Below are 18768 nucleotides of genomic sequence, written 5' to 3'. Positions count from 1 at the left end.
GATCGGTGGGGACAAGCTGATCGAGCGTCACCATCTCGAGAGCTGTCTGATCCGGGCCGGGTTTCTTCAACATGAAACCAGTGAATCAAAAACCCACGGCTAACGCCAGGGGTTTGTCAGCAGTCTGGAGCCGCAGGCGCGGCTCCCTCTTCGCTTCCCCATCTCGGGATCGTATCAGCGTGAAGAACTAACCCCGGATATGGCCTCCGGGGTTATTCACATAAGCCGCGGTGGTGTTTGCCCCAGCCTTTGCCTTTTCCGCCATGTTTACCGCCGTGTTTGCCGCCCTTGAAATCGGCTTTGGTGATGACGCCATCCTTGTTGCGGTCGGCGCGTTCCATCATCTTGTCTAGGCGCTTGTCATGCTCTTCCGCTGTCACGCCGAGGCTGCCATCGGCATCCGCGCGCTGGAACATGTCGACAATATGGTTCTCGTTGAAGGTCAGCCACAGCGGACCGAACTCCTCCAGGGTGAAGGACCCGTTGCCGTCCGTGTCGGCCAGAGCGAAAAGCTCGGCGCGTCTGGCATCGAAATCCTCGCGGTTTACAGCGCCGTCGCCATCGGTGTCGAACAGGCCCAGGAACATCCGGCCCTGACCGCCGCGACCGTGATGCGGTCCGCGCGGGCCGCCGCGTTCATCGTGGCCGCGGGCTTCAGCCCGGGGGCCACCCTTGCCGTCCTCTGCGCCATTCCGGCCACCGGGACCATTTCCGCTACCGGGGCCACGCCCCTCACCGGGACCACGCTGCCCGCGAACCTTTTCGACGCTGCCGTTTCCATCCCGGTCAAGCATGTCGAACAGGCGGTTGGCCGCAAGATCGGCTTCTTCCTGTGTGACCGTGCCGTCACCGTCCCGATCCAGGAACTGGAACGCCCGGACCATCCGGTCACTGGAGCGGGTCATGAATTCAGCCTTGAATTCCTCCAGACTGATATCTCCGCTGCCATCCGCGTCGGCTGACTGAAAATCCCTGGACCGCACTTCGGCGATTTCCGCTTCCGTGATCACGCCGTCGTCATCCACGTCGAAACGCTCGAACATGCGTTCGCCATGCCGGCCGCCACCTGGCCCAAAACCCGGACCGAAGCCCGGACCGGCATCGTGACCGTGTCCGCCGCGCTTGCCCATATGGGCAAAACGTTCACCGGCGGTCTGTTGCATCTGTTTGCCCCCGTCCCCGTTTGCAGGCCCGCTTTGGGCTGAAGCAGACAGACCGGCGGTCAGTGCGACACCCGCGACGCTCGCAGCCAGAGCGGCAATTGCAATTTTCCTGAACGGTTTCATTCCAACAACTCCTTGGTTCGTTGATGAGCTGAAGGTAGGTGGCAATTGTCGCAGGAATACCCCTCGAGTCGGCTCGAAGTGTCGCCATCTGTCCCGCTGGGCCGTCCCGACACACTTTGTTACAAGTTCCCTGGGCACGATAAGGTTCAAGCTACTATTTTAGCCGTAGAAACAAGCAGATCGGCGGCCTCGCAAGATACAATTGTACAGCGCCGCCGATGAGATCAACCTGCTTTTGTATGGAATCGTATAAAAGCAGGATGCTCTGAAATGGAGACAAGAGTGAGCGATCCGAGCCCGCACATCCTGGTGGTGGACGACCATCGCGACATCCGCGAGACACTGGCCCGCTATCTGATCAAGAACGGCCTGCGCGCGTCGACGGCGGAAAATGCAGCCCACGCCCGCAAGGCCCTGAAGGCCGCGTCCGTCGATCTGGTCGTCCTGGACATCATGATGCCGGGTGAGGACGGCCTGTCGCTGTGCCGTCACCTGGTCGAAACCGGTGCCATGCCGGTGATCCTGCTGACCGCCATGGCCGATGACACCGACCGGGTGATCGGCCTTGAAATCGGCGCCGACGATTATGTCACCAAACCGTTCAACCCGCGCGAACTGCTCGCCCGCATCCGCGCGGTCCTGCGCCGGACATCGCTGGCGCCGCGCGAACGGGATCCGATTGAACAGGAACTGCTGCATTTCGACGGCTGGTCGCTCAATGTCTCCCGGCGGGAACTGAAGGATGCGGACGGCACTTCGGTCGCGCTTTCCAGCGGCGAATTCCAGTTGCTCTGCACCTTTCTGAAACGTCCGAAAATGGTCCTCAACCGGGACCAGCTCCTGGACCTGACCACCGGACGCACCCCGGCCGTCTTCGACCGCTCGATCGACAATCAGGTTTCGCGTCTGCGCCGCAAGATTGAGGCGGACCCGAAGGATCCGAAGATGATCAAGACCGTCTGGGGCGGCGGCTACATGTTCACAGCGGACGTGAAAGACCAGGCCGAATGAGTTTTCCAGCCCGCATCCGCAAGGCACTTTTGTATCTGTGGCCCAGGTCTCTGGCCTCGCAGCTTGTCGTGCTGCTGCTGGCCGCCATCGTCGCGGCCCAGGCCCTGAGCATCTGGATCTTTCAGGATGAGCGGCGCATTGCAATGGTCGCCGTTGCAAGAGACAGCCTCCTGACGCGGGCAGTATCCATCGCCGAACTTCTGGAAGACACCCCGATGTCCTTGCAGGAGCGGGTTGTGGAAGCCAGCAGCAGCCGATTCGCGGTTTTCTGGCTGGGAGATACGCCGCTGGCGCCAGAACCCGGCGTTTCCAGTGTCGAACAGCGCCTGCAGGGCTATCTCAACGCCCAGCTTGACCGGGGCAAGACCGCGCATCTCAATATACACGCCGATGAAAGGCGGGGTCCGCGCGGGCAGGAGTCCAGACCGGACGATCCTCCGAGCTGGCGCGCGGTGCCCAGGCATGAACGGCCCCGCGACCTGAAAAAGATCATGAACCGGCCGGAAGACCTGGCGCTGTCCATACCGATGTCGGACGGGCGCTGGCTGAATGTCGCCACCAGCTACCGGCCACCTCGCGGCGCCTTCATTCCTCTGCTGGTGCAGTTGGGTCTGACAGCGCTCGCCGCAGTCATCATTATCGGCCTGGCGGTGCGGCGGGTCACACGCCCCTTGAAGGAACTGGCCGTTTCGGCCGAAAGGCTCGGTCGCGGCGAAAACCTTGAACCGCTGCGGCCTAGCGGCCCGCGGGAAGTTCAGGCACTCACGACCGCTTTCAACGAAATGCAGGACCGGATCACCCGGTTTGTCCGCGACCGCACACGTATGCTGGCGGCCATCAGCCATGACCTGAGGACACCGATCACGTCGCTGCGGCTGCGGGCCGAATTCGTCGATGACGATGAAAACCGCGAGAAGATGATCGAGACGCTGGAAGAAATGGCGGCGATGACCGAGGCGACCCTGCGCTTTGCCCGGGACGAGGCCCATGCCGACGAGGCGCAAAATGCGGACATCGGCGCCATTGTGGAAGCCCTGGCCGCGGATCAGCAGGACCTGGGACATGACATTTCAGTCGATGTTGCCGGCAGGATCATTCTCTCCTGCCGTCCGATGGCCCTCAAACGGGCGCTGCGCAATCTCATCGAAAACGCGATCCGCTACGGCAAAAATGTCTCGGTCTCCGCCGCGGTAAAGGCTGGAGAGGTTGTCATCCGCATTCAGGACCAGGGTCCAGGTATCCCCGAAGACAGGTTGAAAGACGTGTTCGAACCCTTTGTACGGCTTGAAGAATCCCGCAGTGAGGAGACAGGTGGAATCGGCCTCGGACTGGCCATCGCCCGCTCCATCGTTCATGCCCATGGCGGTACGATCATGCTGACGAACCAGCCCGAAGGCGGGCTTGAAGCAATTATACGGCTACCGATGGGAACGGATCGATAGGGATGGACCGGGAGCCTTCGCCGGGCGGCCTTTTTGAAATGCGAAAGCGCGTTCAAGGGTCAGACCAGACATTTGACCCGCAACGTCCATTCCGATCCTGGCGATCATCTTGGGAGGGTTGAAGCGTTTCGTTCGAGCATGCCTGTTGCCTCCTGCATCGCTCACATCGGAGTTTTTCAACGGAAGAGGCCCTTAGCGGGCGTCTGGCTCCCAGCTTGTGAACGGCAATTGCTGGTCAAGGCTGCAGCGCGGGTTGCACGGTGCTGATCACCGGGATCAGGGCGGCGGCCACCTGCGCCAGAACGGTTGCCAGTTGCCCGGAAAAAACCGTGGTCAGCACCGCCCCGGTCCCGGCAATCACCAGCGAGAGAGACGCCTGCATCACCGAGAGCCCGGTCAATTGCGGGAAGGTGCTCCAGGCGACCTTGTCGGTCTTCAGGGCCTTGAACGTCTTCAGATCGAAGGCGAAGAACCCGACGAGCATGAAATACGCGAACCGCTGGACAACGGACACGGCGATGGCCGCATAGTCGACCACAGTGTCCGCAAAGACCATACTCATGGGTTCGAGTGCCAGCGATATGGCAAGGGCCAGCCAGCCGCCTTTTTTCCAGCCGGTCGTCCCCTTGATCGATTCATAGAAATATCCGAGAAAAAACGCTCCGATCAACCAGTATCCACCAACGGAAAACACTCGGATCAGGGCCCAGAGATAAGGAAAGTCGTCGCCCGCGCGCGGCTGAATGAACGTTGGCAATGCGTAAATAAACACCAGAACCAGGCTCCCCCAGCCCCCCACCTTCAGGGCTTCCAGGGCGTTGTCCGACGACCGGGAGCGGGGACCGAAGGCAAAGACAAGCTCGCTTGCAGGCATCTTCTTGCCATCCGGCAAGGTGGCCATCGGCTCCTTGTGGCTGTTGAGCCTTTTCTTTTCCTCCTCCTTCAAGCCGAAGAGCCCCAGCCCGAACCAACCGCCGCCGGAGCCATGGTTCGTGGCATTCCTGCTGGCGTGTTCCAGCAACTCGGCACGGTCCTGTAAAATGACCTCACCGTTTGCAGCCAGGATGGCAGTGCGGGCATTGTCGGGCCAGACAAGGACCGGAAACAGCAACAGGGCAATCAAAAGCGGAACCGGCACCACGAACCAGACGGAGCCGGTTCCCACAAGCACACCGGCAAACAGCAGCAGCGCCATGCGCCGGGCATGGTCACGCTTTCTAAATTCGCCAATCGAAAACAGCGCGACGCAGGCAAGCACCATGGCCGCGAGCGGCGTAACCGATCCGACCCGGCTCATGAATGCCAGCACAGCATAAAAAACGCCGGTGAATTGCTGCTGGAACTGTTCGGTCTCGGGCGCCCATTCGAAGGTTTGCGGATAACTGAGGAAGAGAACGGCACCAAGCGCGGCGAGCGCCGGGAGCCATGTGATTGCGGTTCCCCTGCCCAGAACTGCCCGCACCCGGGCATGGCCATGAAGCATCAGCGAAAAAGCGATTGCGGCGCAGACCAGCCAGGCCAGAACGAAGCCTGTGTAGCTCAGCAGGAACACCTCTTCATAGCGTATGCTCCGGAGGAGTTGACCCAGCAGATAGAAAAGATGGAGCGGCACACCCCAGAACAGCCCCAGGGTGACGATACGGCCAAAATCACCGGCAGCAACACCGACGATTTGGCTCCCGCCCGCCGCCTTCACGATTCCCGCCAGAAGCCGGACCAGCCCAAGCAGCAGAAGGATGGCCGCAAGCGTGAAAACGGCCTGCGCGACCACCCAGCCTCCCGGCAAGTCACCAAAGTGTGTATCCAGGAGGTATCCTATGTCCCCGACCAGGTAGTGCAGCGTCGAGAAGATCCCGAGCACGCCGAGCACAACGATGTCTTGCGCCAGCCCGGTGTATCGAGGGGATGATCCGAACAGCCCGTCGCGCAGCAACACCAGGAACCAAAAGACGGGTATGAGCACGATCAGCTTGTAGATCAGGCTTTCGAACATTTCCGGAACGATGTCGGAGGGCACCAGCGCCCGGAGAGAAAGAGGAGCTGAGGCGGGCTGAAGGAAAACCCCAACCGACCCTTCCGCTGCCTCACTGCCAGTCCACAGAACAGTCTGGTCGAAGACCCTCGTGGGGGCTGGAAAATACCCGGTGAGGCGGGGACCGCTCGACCTGATCTGGATTGTCTCCAGGTCGGCCACGCTATCGGAACCGATCCTACGATCAACGGCAAGCCTGGAGATCCCTTCCAACCTGGAGCTTCTGACATGGCTGTCCACTTCGATCCAGGTCTGGTCCTCGTCAGTGCCGACCCGCAAATTTCCGATTTTCCGAGAGCTATAGCTGGTTCTGTTGAGGAGAATGTCGCCGAAAATCGCTCGCAGGAAAGTCTCCCTGGAGGCCTCGCCCGTTTCGAGAGCCAGCAGGCGCGGATCACCGGCGCGGAACCTTGCCCGCATGGTCCAGTTGATTTCGTCAAAACCGATGTTGATCGCCAGCTTCCGCTCGACAAGTGGCGGCAAGGTGGCCTGGTATCGAACCGTTTTCTCGTCCGAAAGCAGCGGCTCTTCCTCTGACGACCACCGCTCCGCCTTCACCTGGATTGTGTGCTCACCAGGCTCCGGCAATTCAAGTACCTTCTCGAAACGCCCGCCTGGATTGACAGAAACCCTGCCTGGTCCGGAACTTCCGGAACTGGAGTCAAGGGGCTCGCCATCAACGAGAAATGTCAACCTGCTGCCGGGCGCCGCGGTTCCTGACACCTCAACGCGGTTGCTCCAGGTCACCGCCGGCACTTCCAGAACCGGGTTTATCCGCGCTCCAACCCTTGCTGAAATGCCAAGCGTGATCCGGTTACGAAAGGTGACGGGACCGATGTGCCTGCGCATTTCCAGGACAACGTTCGTTCCTCCGTACGGCACCACAAAGGCTGCAAACGTTACCTCGCCGCTATCGAATGTCGCGCTCTGGAATTCCATGCCGTAAAGGATCAGTGCGGCCGAGACCGTGCCATCCGCATGCGGAATCGTGAGCGTCAGATGCACGTCAGTCTGGTCGATATTGGCAAAGCGTTTGACCGGTTCGCCGTTGACCAGAATTTCGGGTTCGGGTGGTTTGGCTGCGTAAAAGACAAACAGCAGTGCAATGGCGGAAACGAGCGCAATCAGCAGGGAAACGACAAGCGTTCTCAAAAACCTTCCCGTCATCGCACCCTCTCGCACCCCCGGAGCGGCCCCGCTCTTCAACGGTTTGCTTCACCGCAGGAAATTCCGCCAAAGCGGGATGGTTTCCATCCTCCCCTGTCAGGCCTGGCTACCAGTTTCAGGAGGGCCGCATTTCGAATGGAACCACAACCTGGAACCAAAGGAAAGGAAGCAACACAACCTGCTTGCCGGAGTTGACCCGTCAAATTGCGCCGGACGGCACCAGCGTTCCGGCAATCAGGCGGGAGAGCAGCGCGGGCACCGGCGGGATGCGGCTTGCCGGAAAAAGCACATGGTCCCTCAGCGCCGGCAGCCATCTGCTGTCGCTCTGGTAGGCGGGCGTGAACACCGCGCTGAAGGCCTGGTAGACACCGACATGCCAGCGCCTTGCCCGGCCATAGGCGGGCAGCGCCAGGTCAGCAGGCAAGGTTTCCAGAGCGCGCGCAAGCGCGGCCGCATCCAGAAGCGCCATGTTGGCCCCCTGCCCGAGCTGCGGGCTGGCGCGATGAGCTGCATCGCCGATGAAGACGATCCGGCCGTTCCAGACCTTCTTGAGCGTGCCGTGGCTGTAACGCGCCATGGTCATCTGGTCCGGATCTCCAATCTGGTCGATGAACGGCCCGGCTTCCGGCCAGAGCGACAGCGCCTCGTCTTTCCAGGATCGTAATCCCGCGCGCCGCCAGTCATCATAGCCTCCCTGCCTCAACGACCAGAAGAAGGCGGCTTTCCGGCAGTCATCACCGGGCATCCGGCCGACCGGCAGCACGCCGATCATCCGGTCTGCGCGGCGGTAGCGCTGCGACAGGTGATCGTCGGGCAGAACGCCCGGCACCCAGTCGACCGTTCCCCAGATCGCGCCGAAGGCGAGCGTACGCGCCTTCAGCGGCGACAGAACCGAATTGGCACCGGAGGCGTCGATGACAAGATCGAACTCCTCCGAGACGGATCCGCCCTCGAACTGCAGCCGCCCGTCATCAAATCCGCTCACCCTGCGACCGGAATGCCAGGACAGATTCAGGCCGCGCGCCCGTTCATAGAGCGCAAAAAACAGCGACGCGCGGTGAATGCCAAGACCGGGCGTCCTGCCGTAGGAGACGTCAAGGACCCGGCGCCCGGTCATCGCGGAATGCCCGAGCACCCGTGCTATCGGCGTGGCATGCGCCTGAACCGCCTCCGCAGCACCGGCAAGTCTCAAAACCTCCAGCCCGACCGGCTGGATCATCAGTCCGGACCCGACCGGAGCAGGTTCGTGAAACTGTTCGAAGACGGAAATCTCGTGGCCGAGGCGCTCGATCAGGATGGCGACGGCCAGGCCGCCGATCCCGGCACCGGCAATGGCGATTTTCATGTGATTTGTCTTTGTCTCAGCGCTCCGGCTCCGCGATGGAACCAGAAAATCGACAGTCCCTACCGCCGCGCTTCGATGCCCCCGGCATAAGTCCCCTCCTCGACAGGCTCCATCCAGTCGACCGTCCTGCCGTCCCGTTCCTCCTGCATTGCCAGATGGACCAGGGAGGTATTCGGGCCCGCGCCGTGCCAGTGCTTCACGTCCGGCGGGATCCAGATCACGTCGCCGGGAAGAATGGAGAGCTTCTCCTGTCCCCACACATGAATGAACCCCGCGCCGTCGAGGACCTGCAGGGTCTGGCCAAACGGATGCGTATGCCAGTTGGTCCGCGCTCCGGGTTCGAAAGTGACCCTGAGTGCGCGCAGGCTGGCGGGCGCGGGCGCCTGAATCACGGGATCCTGCCAGACCGTTCCGGTAAAATAGTCCGGATTGGCCCGTTGCGACGGCCGGGACCCCGCCTCATAAACGGTCAGGACACTCATGACACCTCCTTGCCCACAGCGGGCGTGACTTGCGATTTGTTATTCTTGGGCCAGTTGATCAGAACAACCCCGAATATGGCAAGGCAGATTCCGGCGAATGTCTCCAGATCGAGAGTCTCCGACAGGAACACGACGCCGAGGAACACACCGATCCCGGATCGCAGATAGGCCTGGCTGGCGGTTCCCATGGGTCCCAGCGTCCTCAGCAGACGAAAATAGATCAGAAAGGCCAGGGCCGTACAGGCAATGCCAAGTATCGCGGCGGCTCCCAGAGCCGTCAGATCCGGCTCCAGCTGCCATGGCCGGTCGGCGATCAGGCTCATCGGTATCAGAACGAGACAGGAGCACAACAATGTACCAATTGCCGATACGATGGGCGGCAGGCCGGAAAAAACACGCCCGCGCAGGGCCGCGAAACCGTAAAGAACCGCACTGAAAAGCACCGCGAGCTGGGGCAGGAGATTTTGCCCGATATCCTCCAGCGCTCCCACCCCGACGATCAGCACGATCCCGCAAAAGCCTGCCATGGCCCCTGTGAACTGCAGCCTGCCGGGGCGCTGACCGCTCTTCAGGAGCAGATAGGAAAGGGCAAAGACCCAAAGCGGCGACGTTGAATTCAGCACGCTGGAAACCGCCGTGCCTGCATATTGCTGACCCCAGGCAAGAAGCAGCCAGGGCCCGGTGCTGTTGACCAGCGACTGAACGAAGAACTGCCACCAGGACCGCTTGTCCAAGGGCATGCGAATGCCCCTGAAAGCCATGATCGCCAGGAGAACCGCGCAGGCGAGAGCGACCCGGATGGCGATCAGGGTCGCCGGCGGGATCGTCTCGAGCGCCAGGCTGATCCACATGTAGGACGAGCCCCAAAGCAGGGCGAGGCAGCCCAGCAGAGCATATTCAAGGGACCGGTTTTGCACGGGCATCAGCCGTTCGCCGCGCGGCTGTCTTCAGGCGCTTGTTCGCGGTCTTCCAGTCCGTAGTCCCTCAGCACATGAGCGACCCGCAGGCGATAGTCGCGGAAATAACCGCTTCGCCCCGCCTTTTGCGCCTTGCGGTGCTGGGTGAGCCGGCGCCATTCGGCCAGGGCGGCCTCGTCCCGGAAGAACGAAAGCGACAGCAGCTTTTCCGGGTCGGTCAGGCTCTGAAAGCGTTCGACGGAAACAAATCCGTCGATTTCATCGACCAGCGACCGCATTTCCGCGGCCATGGCGAGATAATCCTGCTTTTTGTCCGCATGCGGGAGCACCTCGAAAATCACTGCTATCATTCTGCGGCCCTTCCCTCTCCATGCGGTGCGGAGGCGAGTGTCAGGAAAGTGCGGTCTTCCCGCAAGATGAATTTTTCCTGCTGCGCGAAGGCATAATTCTCCTTCCCCAGCGGATCGGCCGCTAGACGGGCCCGGTAGCTCTCGTAGGCAGCCAGATTTTCGATCGAATAAACGCCGTAGGCCAGCGTTGCCGAGCCTTCATGAGGCGCGAAATAACCGATCAGATCCGCTCCGCAGCGTGGAATCGCCTGTCCCCAGTTGCGGGCATAGCGCTCGAAGGCCTGCCTTTTCGTCGGGTCGATTTGATAGCGGATGAAACAGGTGATCATGACGTCCTTGCCTTTCCGTTGCCAGTGACCGTTTCCATGTGCCATGGTCCGCGACAGGAATGCTTCGACGAGGATCGAACCATGAAAGACAATCAATTCATGAAGGCCATCTATCCATGAAAGCCATCTATCCATGAAAGATGGCCCGGACATTGCCCGCATAGGGTCGCTGATCGGAGATCCCGCCCGCGCCAACATCTTGAGCGCCCTCATGAGCGGCAAGGCGCTGACGGCAACGGAGCTCGCCGCGGAGGCCGGTATCACCAGCCAGACCGCAAGCTCCCACCTGAAGAAACTGATGGACGGCGGTCTGCTGACCCAGGCCAAACAGGGCCGGCACCGGTATTTCACCCTGTCCGGCCCAGAGGTCGGCACGGTCGTGGAAGCGGTCATGGGTCTTGCCGCCGGCAAGGGCCATCTGCGCACCCGCACAGGTCCTAAGGATCCGGCAATGCGCACGGCGCGGGTGTGTTACGACCATCTGGCTGGCGACATGGCCGTGCGGATCTTCGACAGTCTTCAAAACCGCGGCTTTCTGACGGATTCGGCGGACAAGGGCGGGTTGGGCCTGACAGAGCACGGCAGGCGTTTCGTCTCCGGTTTGGGCATCGATCTGGATGCCCTCGGTCTCAGCCGGCGCCCGCTCTGCCGGGCTTGCCTCGACTGGAGCGAGCGGCGCAACCATCTTGCGGGCAGCCTCGGCGCCGCCCTTTTGGACCGGTTTCAACAGCAAGCCTGGCTACGCCGGCAAACCGGCAGCAGGGTCGTGACTGTTTCACCCCTAGGAGATGCGGAACTGCGCAAGCTGTTCCCGGCTGAATAGGTGCGGAGCCTCCTGCCTTAAAGTTCATAGTGAAGAAAACAAAAAACCCGGCCGAAGCCGGGTCTTGTAGTCAGGTGAGAAGACGTTCGGGGCATGATAAACGTCTAATTGGGGGTCATCTTCTTGTTATTGGGGCCATTCGGATAGGGCCCGGGATTCAGGAAGCCCGTTTGGGCTCCTGAATGCTCGGAATTGCTTCCCGAAAGCTGCGGTAAAGCCGTGCGGGCAACCACGGAAGACGGTCACGATTGTAGTCCTGGCGGTGTTGCACCAGGAAAAGCCTTGCTGTGTGCACAGTCATTTTTATTCTCCTGTGAGGTGCACTGATTCTCAATGCACCATCTTATGCTTTATAGTGTAGCGCACTTTGTGCACTTTTCAAGAGCGCACTCGGTGCATTTTGCCAGAAATATCTATTATTTTCCTTGCGTCAGTTAATTCGTGCACCAAAACAAACGGCCTTCCGGGGGTAAACCACGGAAGGCCGCAAAAGTTCCAGCGTTGTTTCGCACTCGAGAAGATTACTCCGCCGCTTGCATACGGGCGGGATCGTAGTTCAGGATCGGCGCCAGCCAGCGTTCGGCATAGGCGAGATCCCATCCCTTGCGGGCCGCATAATCTTCCACCTGGTCTTTTTCGATCTTGCCGACACCGAAATAGTGGCTGTCCGGATGACTGAAATAGAGACCCGAGACCGACGAGCCCGGCAGCATGGCCCGGCTTTCCGTCAGCTGAATGCCGGTCAGGCGTTCCGCGTCGAGCAATTTGAACAGCGTGTCCTTCTCGGTGTGGTCCGGCTGGGCCGGGTAACCGGCCGCAGGACGGATGCCCTGATATTTCTCGGCGATCGTATCCTCATTCGAAAGCACCTCGTCGGCCGCATAGCCCCACAAGTCCTTGCGCACGATCTGATGCAGCTTCTCCGCGAAGGCTTCCGCAAGCCGGTCGGCAAGCGCCTGTGAGAGGATCTTGCTGTAGTCGTCCCCTTCCCGCGCGTAGCGCGCGGCAAGTTCGTCCTCGCCATGGCCCGCGGTGACCGCGAAACCGCCGATCCAGTCGTTTATGCCGCTGCCCTGCGGCGCCACGAAGTCGCTGAGCGCGACATTCGCCCGCCCGCCCGCGTTCCGTTCCATCTGCTGGCGCAGCGTATAGAGCGTCGCCAGTGTTTCAGAGCGGTTCTCGTCGGTGAAGAGACGAACGTCGTCACCGTCCGCATTGGCCGGCCACAGGGCGGCAACACCTCTTGCGGTCAGAAGCTTGCCTTCGACAATTTCGTCCAGCATCCGCCGCGCATCGTCGTAAAGCGCCCTGGCCGCCGGACCGTAGCGGTTGTCGGTCAGAACAGCCGGGTACCGGCCCTTGATCTCCCATGTCGAGAAGAACGGCGTCCAGTCGATCAGCGGCACAAGATCTTCCAGCGGAAAATCGTCAAACACCGTACTGCCCGGTTTCCTCGGCGCAACCGGAGGCTTGCCGGAGAAATCGGGCTTGAAGGCATTTTCACGGGCCACGGCAAGCGGGCTGCGCTTCTGCGCTCCCCGGCCGGCGGCGTGCTTCTCGGCGATGTCGGCATATTCGACGCGGATATCGCCAAAATAGGGCTCGCGGCCGCCTTCGCTCATCAGCTTGGAAACAACACCGACCGCGCGGCCGGCATCGGTGACGTAGATCGCCTGGCCCCGTTTGTAATTCGGGTGGACCTTCACCGCCGTGTGGATCTTCGACGTCGTGGCACCGCCGATCAGCAAGGGCAGGTCCATGCCTTCCCGCTCAAGCTCGGCGGCCACATGGCACATCTCGTCGAGCGACGGGGTGATCAGGCCGCTGAGCCCGATGATGTCGACCTTTTCCTGGCGCGCGGTTTCCAGGATTTTCGCGGCAGGCACCATCACCCCGAGGTCGATCACCTCGAAATTGTTGCACTGGAGAACGACGCCGACAATGTTCTTGCCGATGTCGTGCACATCGCCCTTCACCGTCGCCATCAGGATCTTGCCGTTGGAGGAATGACCGGTGATCCCCAGCTCTTCCTTCTCCTTCTCCATGAAGGGCATGAGATAGGCAACGGCCTTTTTCATCACGCGCGCGGATTTGACGACCTGCGGCAGGAACATCTGGCCGGACCCGAACAGGTCTCCCACCACATTCATGCCGTCCATCAACGGCCCCTCGATCACATGCAGCGGCCGGTCGAAGGACTGACGTGCCTCTTCCGTGTCCTCTTCCACATAGTCGGCGATGCCATGCACCAGCGCGTGTTCCATGCGCTTGGCAACGTCCCAGGTGCGCCAGGTGAGATCCGCTACCCGTTTCTGGCCGCCCTCTCCCTTCCAGCGCTCGGCCGCCTCCAGCATCCGGTCGGTGCTGTCGTCGCGGCGGTTCAGCACCACGTCCTCGCACAACTCGCGCAGCTCCGTGTCCAGGTCGTTATAGACCGCGAGCTGGCCGGCATTGACGATGCCCATGTCCATGCCGCGCTGAATGGCGTGATAGAGAAATACCGAATGCATCGCCTCGCGCACGGCCTCGTTGCCGCGGAACGAGAAGCTGAGGTTGGAAACCCCGCCCGAAACATGCGCATGGGGCAGGTTCTCGCGGATCCAGCCGGTCGCCTCGATGAAGTCCACACCGTAGTTGTTGTGTTCCTCGATGCCGGTCGCGACCGCGAAGATGTTCGGATCGAAGATGATGTCTTCCGGCGGAAACCCGACCTCTTCCGTCAACAGCTTGTAGGAACGCGCGCAGATCTCGGTCTTGCGCTCGAAACTGTCGGCCTGCCCCTGTGTGTCGAAGGCCATCACCACGACGGCCGCACCATAGCGGCGAACGAGTTTTGCCTGTTCGATGAAGGCTTCTTCGCCTTCCTTCATGGAGATGGAGTTCACCACGCCCTTGCCCTGGATGCATTTGAGGCCGGCCTCAATCACCGTCCATTTGGAACTGTCGATCATCACCGGCACCCGGGCGATATCCGGTTCGGCGGCGACCAGATTGAGGAAGGTGACCATCGCCTCTTCGGAGTCCAGAAGCCCCTCGTCCATGTTGACGTCGATGATCTGTGCGCCGTTTTCCACCTGCTGGCGGGCAACCTCCAGCGCGGCGGCGTAATCGTCCTCCTTGATCAGCTTGCGGAACCGGGCCGAGCCGGTGACGTTGGTCCGTTCGCCGACATTGACGAAGTTGGTTTCCTTCGTGACCACGAACGGCTCGAGCCCCGAAAGGCGCATGTGCCGTTCGATTTCCGGAATTGCACGCGGTTTCTTGTCCGCGACTGCCTCGGCGATCGCCCGGATATGGGCAGGCGTCGTTCCGCAGCAGCCACCGACGATATTCACAAGCCCGGCGGAGGCGAATTCGCCGACCAGTCCGGCCATATGCTCCGGGCTCTCGTCATATTCGCCGAATTCATTGGGCAGGCCCGCATTCGGATAGGCGCAGACCAGCGTGTCGGCGATGCGGCCGAGTTCATCGACATGGGCGCGCATTTCCTTCGCGCCGAGCGCGCAGTTGAGGCCGATGCTGAGTGGATTGGTGTGGCGGACCGAGTTCCAGAACGCCTCCGGTGTCTGACCGGAGAGCGTGCGGCCGGAAAGGTCGGTGATCGTGCCGGAAATCATCACCGAAAGGGCCTTGCCCGTTTCCTCGAACACTTCGTCGATGGCAAAAAGCGCGGCCTTGGCGTTCAGCGTGTCGAAGATGGTCTCCACCAGCACGATATCGGCGCCACCGGCGATGAGGCCGCGCACCGCGTCCGCGTAGGCAATGCGCAGATCGTCAAAACTTACGGCCCGGTAGCCCGGATTGTTCACGTCCGGCGAGATTGAGGCCGTGCGGTTGGTCGGGCCGAGAGCGCCCGCGACGAAGCGCGGCCGCGACGGGTCGTTTGCGGTGACCTGGTCGCAGGCTTCGCGGGCAAGCTTCGCGCCTTCGTAATTCAGCTCGTAGGCCAGCTCTTCCATGCCGTAATCGGCCTGCGCGATGGTGGTGGAGGAGAAGGTATTGGTCTCCACGATATCCGCGCCGGCTTCCAGGTAATCGACGTGGATTTTCCGGATCGCATCGGGCTGCGTCAGGCTGAGCAGATCGTTGTTGCCCTTGATGTCGCTCGGCCAGTCTGCAAAGCGCGCGCCGCGATAGGCCGCCTCGTCCAGCTTCAGAAGCTGGATCTCCGTTCCCATCGCGCCGTCCAGCACGAGAATGCGGGTCTTGGCAAGATCGCGGAGGCGCTCAACGGCGTCGGACTTGATCACGGGTAATTCCTTCCAGATGGTCTGGTTCGTTGTTTCTTGTCCGGGCGTTTCCGGTCCGGAACCACCCTTGAATTTCAATGTGTACGGCAAGCGCCCGTCGGGCACTGCCGTTTGTTGGTCATCCCGGCCAAGCGGAGCGCGAGCCAACTGCGGCGATCCTGCTACGGCTTTCGCCGTTTACCCCCATCTCCGCCCCTTCCCCACAAAGGGGGTAGGCTTGGGGGCGGGGTTTCCACAAGGAATGCGTCGGACTTTTGGAATCTTATGCCGCCATTTCCTCATGCGCGGGCTTTCCCATGCCCAGCATATGGCAGATGGCGTAGGTCAGGTCCGCGCGGTTCATAGTGTAGAAATGGAAGTCGTAAATCCCCCGGTCCACGAGATCCATGACCTGCTCGCAGGCAACCGCGACCCCGACCAGCTTGCGGGTTTCCGGGTCGTTGGCGAGCCCGGAGAAACGGCGGGCCAGCCACTGCGGGATCGAGGTTCCGCATTTGGCCGAGAACACCATGGTCTGCTCGAAATTGTGGATCGGAACGATACCCGGGATGACCGGTATATTGATCCCCGCGGCAGCGATCCTGTCGAGATAGACATCGAACAGATCGTTGTCGAAGAAATACTGGGTGATGATCCGGTCAGCGCCCGCATCGACCTTGCGTTTCAGATTGTCGATTTCGCTCTGCCAGTTGCCGCTTTCCGGATGCTTTTCAGGATAACCGGAGACGGAAATATCGAAATTGGCGATCTTCTTGATGCCGGCGACCAGATCGGAGGCATAGGCATAGCCCTTCTCGTGCGCAACATAGCGCGTGCCGATGCCTGCCAGCGGATCGCCGCGCAGGGCGACCAGATGGCGCACGCCAAGGGACCAGTAATCGCGGACGACGGCATCGACTTCTTCCCTGGAGGCCCCGACACAAGTCAGGTGCGCGGCGGGGGCCAGGTCCGTTTCCTTCAGGATCCGGTCAACCGTCTTGTGCGTGCGCTCCCGTGTGGAGCCGCCCGCGCCATAGGTCACGGACACGAAGGACGGGTTGAGTGGCGCAAGGCGCTGCACCGTACTCCAGAGAGTTTCCGCCATCTTTTCCGATTTCGGCGGAAAGAACTCGAAGGAGGCGGTAATGGGGGACGGCGCGGCCTGATGCGACCGGCGGGAAGAAGATTCAGACATTTCAGGCGACCTCTAGGGACGTATCTCGGGAAGGCAGATCGGTGACAATCCGGCGGTCACGGGCAAGCCAAAGCGTAACGGTCAGGTTGTTTTCGGTTTCATCGGCCGGAACCAGGTCGGTCACCTGTTCCAGATCGAGTTCAAGAGCTTCCAGCCAGCGTTCCATCTGGTCACGGGAGAAGCCGAGACGGCGGTGCGCGTGTTTCTCACGCAGGAATTCCAGCTCGTGAGGGGCAAAATCGACAAGCAGCAGGCGCCCGCCGGGCCGCAGGGCCCGGGCGGCTTCGCTCAGAGCGCGCGCCGGCTCTTCGAGGAAATGCAGAACCTGATGGACTGCGACGACATCGAAAGAGCGCGGCGGCACGTTCAGCGCGTAGACGTCGCCATGGCGCAGCTGCGCATTGGCGAGGCCCGACCTGGCGAGGTTCGCCCTTGCGACGGCAAGCATGTCGTGCGAGGCGTCGATGCCCAGCGCGGACGTGTAGAGATCGGAAAACACTTCCAGCAGGCGGCCGGTGCCGGTTCCCAGATCCAGGAAGGACTGGAACGGCTTGTCGCCGAGCGCCGCCCGCATGGCCGTTTCCACATCGTCTTCGGACACATGCAGCGACCGCTCCCGGTCCCAGGTGAGCGCGCGCGCCGCGAAATAGGCGGCGGCCTCCTCGGACTTGGCCTTGCGGATCGCCTGAAAGCGTTCCTGGTCGGCGGCCAGAACCGGATCTTCTTTTGAAATACGTGCGACAAGCGCCCGAGCAAGCTCACCTTCCGGTCCGTCCGCCAGGCGGTAATAGACCCAGGAGCCTTCCGGAAAACGCTGGATCAGGTCGGCTTCCGCAAGAAGCTTCAGATGCCGGGAAATCCGCGGCTGGCTCTGGCCGAGAATGGCGGTGGCGTCCTTCACCGTCAGCTCGCTTTCCGCCAGAAGGGCAATCAGCCGCAACCGCGTCGCCTCGCCCACCGCCCTCAGGGCGGCCAGGGTATCGTCTACGGAAAGGATCTGTTCTTCACTCATGCGCCCTGCCAACAATGTCGATATAAAGATATGTTTATATCAACCAGAATGCCTTTGCAAGCGGCATGGGCAAATACGACACGGTTTGGCCGGTTTTCGACCGGCAACGCAAACCCTCTATCGTATAACCGCGCGGCTTTTCCGATCGAAGGGGTCGATACTCCCCTTGACCACGCCGAAAAACGCGCGGAACGGCTGGGTTATCAAACGCTCGGCCCGGCAGGCGAAGTGAACGTCGATCGCGGTGGTCTCCTCTTCGAAGGTGAGCCCTATGCCAAGCCGTTCCGTGATCAGTCCGGTGCCGCCGGCGACGCCGATGCCGACGCCGCGTTCGACAAGATCTACCATCAGTTCGCTGGAATCGACCACCTGAACGATTTGCGCCTCCACGCCCAGAAGTTCGAAATTCCTGTCGATCAGCCGGCGCGATTCCCCGGCCCGCGATCCAAGAATGATTTTCTGGCCCTGCAGTTCCCTGAACGAGATCGCCCCGCGCCCTGCCCAGGGATGTGACTTGCCCACGAGGGCGACCAGACGCCCGCGATAAAGAAGAAAATGCTCCAGTTCGGGCGGCGGAGACGGCGGCAGCGTCAGAAGCCCGAAATCCGTCGTGCGCTCGAGCAGACTGTCCAGAACCTCCGTGGAGGGAAGCGTACGCAGGTCGAAGCGCATTTGCGGAAAGCCGTGATGCGCAAGCATAAGGATATCCGAAACGACCTCGCACAACACCGCATCGATCCGGATGCTGCGGGTGTGCTGGCTCTTGAGAAACGTTTCGATCTCATCCAGACCGCGAAAAACCGACTGGCACAGATCCAGAAGCTGATGACCTTCCTGGGTTAGATCCACCCGGCTCGTGGTCCGGTCCAGAAGCGGAATGCCGTAGGCCTTCTCCAGAGTCATGATCTGCCGCGTCAACGTCGGCTGCGACACATGCGCCGCGCGGGCCGCCTTCGTGAAACTTCGCACGCTGGCTACATGAAAGAACGATCTCAAATGCGTGACATTTATAGCCATAATACATAAGTCCGGGAGTGCTATGAATTGGATTTCGGCCGCGTGCCACCGTAGCTTACCCCCGTAATCGCATACGTCAAACATCCGACGCACTTCGTGGAATGCGCTCCCCGGGAGCCGCGTCTGCGTGC

At 61.2% G+C, this 18768-nt stretch carries 14 protein-coding genes; 3 read left to right on the top strand and 11 right to left on the bottom strand.

Features of this window, described 5'->3' with window-relative positions; translation table 11 throughout:
- Nucleotides 1-212: 212 nt before the first annotated feature.
- A complete protein-coding gene (locus tag CLV41_RS25480) occupies nt 213-1286 on the bottom strand; it encodes an EF-hand domain-containing protein (RefSeq protein ID WP_103225299.1) in 1074 nt (357 codons plus the stop codon).
- A gap of 270 nt (nt 1287-1556) precedes the next feature.
- Between CLV41_RS25480 and CLV41_RS25475 the strand changes: the two genes are divergently transcribed.
- Together CLV41_RS25475 and CLV41_RS25470 are read left to right on the top strand one after the other, a co-directional pair.
- Complete coding sequence (locus CLV41_RS25475; protein ID WP_208987730.1) at nt 1557-2297, top strand: response regulator; 741 nt, start codon at nt 1557-1559, stop codon at nt 2295-2297.
- Nucleotides 2294-3739: an ATP-binding protein gene (locus CLV41_RS25470; RefSeq protein ID WP_103225297.1), complete on the top strand. Its 1446-nt coding sequence runs from the start codon at nt 2294-2296 to the stop codon at nt 3737-3739. The genes CLV41_RS25475 and CLV41_RS25470 overlap by 4 nt, the downstream gene beginning before the upstream one ends.
- Before the next feature lie 235 nt (nt 3740-3974).
- Here the strand turns inward: CLV41_RS25470 and CLV41_RS25465 are convergent, their stop codons facing one another.
- From CLV41_RS25465 to CLV41_RS25440, 6 genes are all read right to left on the bottom strand, one after another.
- Nucleotides 3975-6938: a hypothetical protein gene (locus tag CLV41_RS25465; RefSeq protein ID WP_103225296.1), complete on the bottom strand. Its 2964-nt coding sequence runs from the start codon at nt 6936-6938 to the stop codon at nt 3975-3977.
- Nucleotides 6939-7137: 199 nt separating this feature from the next.
- Nucleotides 7138-8283, bottom strand: coding sequence for an FAD-dependent oxidoreductase (locus tag CLV41_RS25460; protein WP_103225295.1), 1146 nt, complete (start codon nt 8281-8283; stop codon nt 7138-7140).
- A gap of 59 nt (nt 8284-8342) precedes the next feature.
- Entirely contained in the window at nt 8343-8765 is a 423-nt protein-coding gene (locus CLV41_RS25455) for a (R)-mandelonitrile lyase (RefSeq protein ID WP_235867256.1), read from the bottom strand.
- Complete coding sequence (locus CLV41_RS25450) at nt 8762-9688, bottom strand: DMT family transporter (RefSeq protein ID WP_208987729.1); 927 nt, start codon at nt 9686-9688, stop codon at nt 8762-8764. Before CLV41_RS25450 ends, CLV41_RS25455 begins: the two co-directional genes overlap by 4 nt.
- Complete coding sequence (locus tag CLV41_RS25445; RefSeq protein ID WP_103225294.1) at nt 9688-10032, bottom strand: antibiotic biosynthesis monooxygenase family protein; 345 nt, start codon at nt 10030-10032, stop codon at nt 9688-9690. Before CLV41_RS25445 ends, CLV41_RS25450 begins: the two co-directional genes overlap by 1 nt.
- On the bottom strand, nt 10029-10361 hold the full coding sequence (locus CLV41_RS25440; protein WP_103225314.1) for an NIPSNAP family protein: 333 nt from the start codon (nt 10359-10361) through the stop codon (nt 10029-10031). Before CLV41_RS25440 ends, CLV41_RS25445 begins: the two co-directional genes overlap by 4 nt.
- 133 nt (nt 10362-10494) lie before the next feature.
- Here CLV41_RS25440 and CLV41_RS25435 point away from each other — a divergent pair, with 133 nt between their 5' ends.
- Nucleotides 10495-11184: an ArsR/SmtB family transcription factor gene (locus CLV41_RS25435; RefSeq protein WP_103225293.1), complete on the top strand. Its 690-nt coding sequence runs from the start codon at nt 10495-10497 to the stop codon at nt 11182-11184.
- A gap of 521 nt (nt 11185-11705) precedes the next feature.
- Here CLV41_RS25435 and metH read toward each other — a convergent pair.
- The 4 genes from metH to CLV41_RS25415 form a co-directional block, all read right to left on the bottom strand.
- A complete protein-coding gene (gene metH / locus CLV41_RS25430; protein WP_103225313.1) occupies nt 11706-15434 on the bottom strand; it encodes a methionine synthase in 3729 nt (1242 codons plus the stop codon).
- Nucleotides 15435-15696: 262 nt separating this feature from the next.
- Nucleotides 15697-16608 (bottom strand): methylenetetrahydrofolate reductase [NAD(P)H], encoded by a 912-nt coding sequence (metF, locus tag CLV41_RS25425; protein ID WP_103225292.1) that lies wholly within the window; start codon nt 16606-16608, stop codon nt 15697-15699.
- A 1-nt stretch (nt 16609) separates the two neighbouring features.
- Nucleotides 16610-17620: an ArsR/SmtB family transcription factor gene (locus CLV41_RS25420; protein ID WP_208987728.1), complete on the bottom strand. Its 1011-nt coding sequence runs from the start codon at nt 17618-17620 to the stop codon at nt 16610-16612.
- A gap of 117 nt (nt 17621-17737) precedes the next feature.
- Nucleotides 17738-18637 carry a LysR family transcriptional regulator gene (locus CLV41_RS25415; RefSeq protein ID WP_268952706.1) on the bottom strand — a complete coding sequence of 300 codons (900 nt, stop codon included), beginning with the start codon at nt 18635-18637 and terminating at the stop codon, nt 17738-17740.
- Between the last annotated feature and the right edge of the window lie 131 nt (nt 18638-18768).

The sequence above is a fragment of the Roseibium marinum genome, assembly GCF_002906165.1.
Classification (GTDB): Bacteria; Pseudomonadota; Alphaproteobacteria; order Rhizobiales; family Stappiaceae; genus Roseibium; species Roseibium marinum.
The sequence above is the reverse complement of the archived record's forward strand: the minus strand, read 5'-3'. Positions and strand labels throughout refer to the sequence as shown.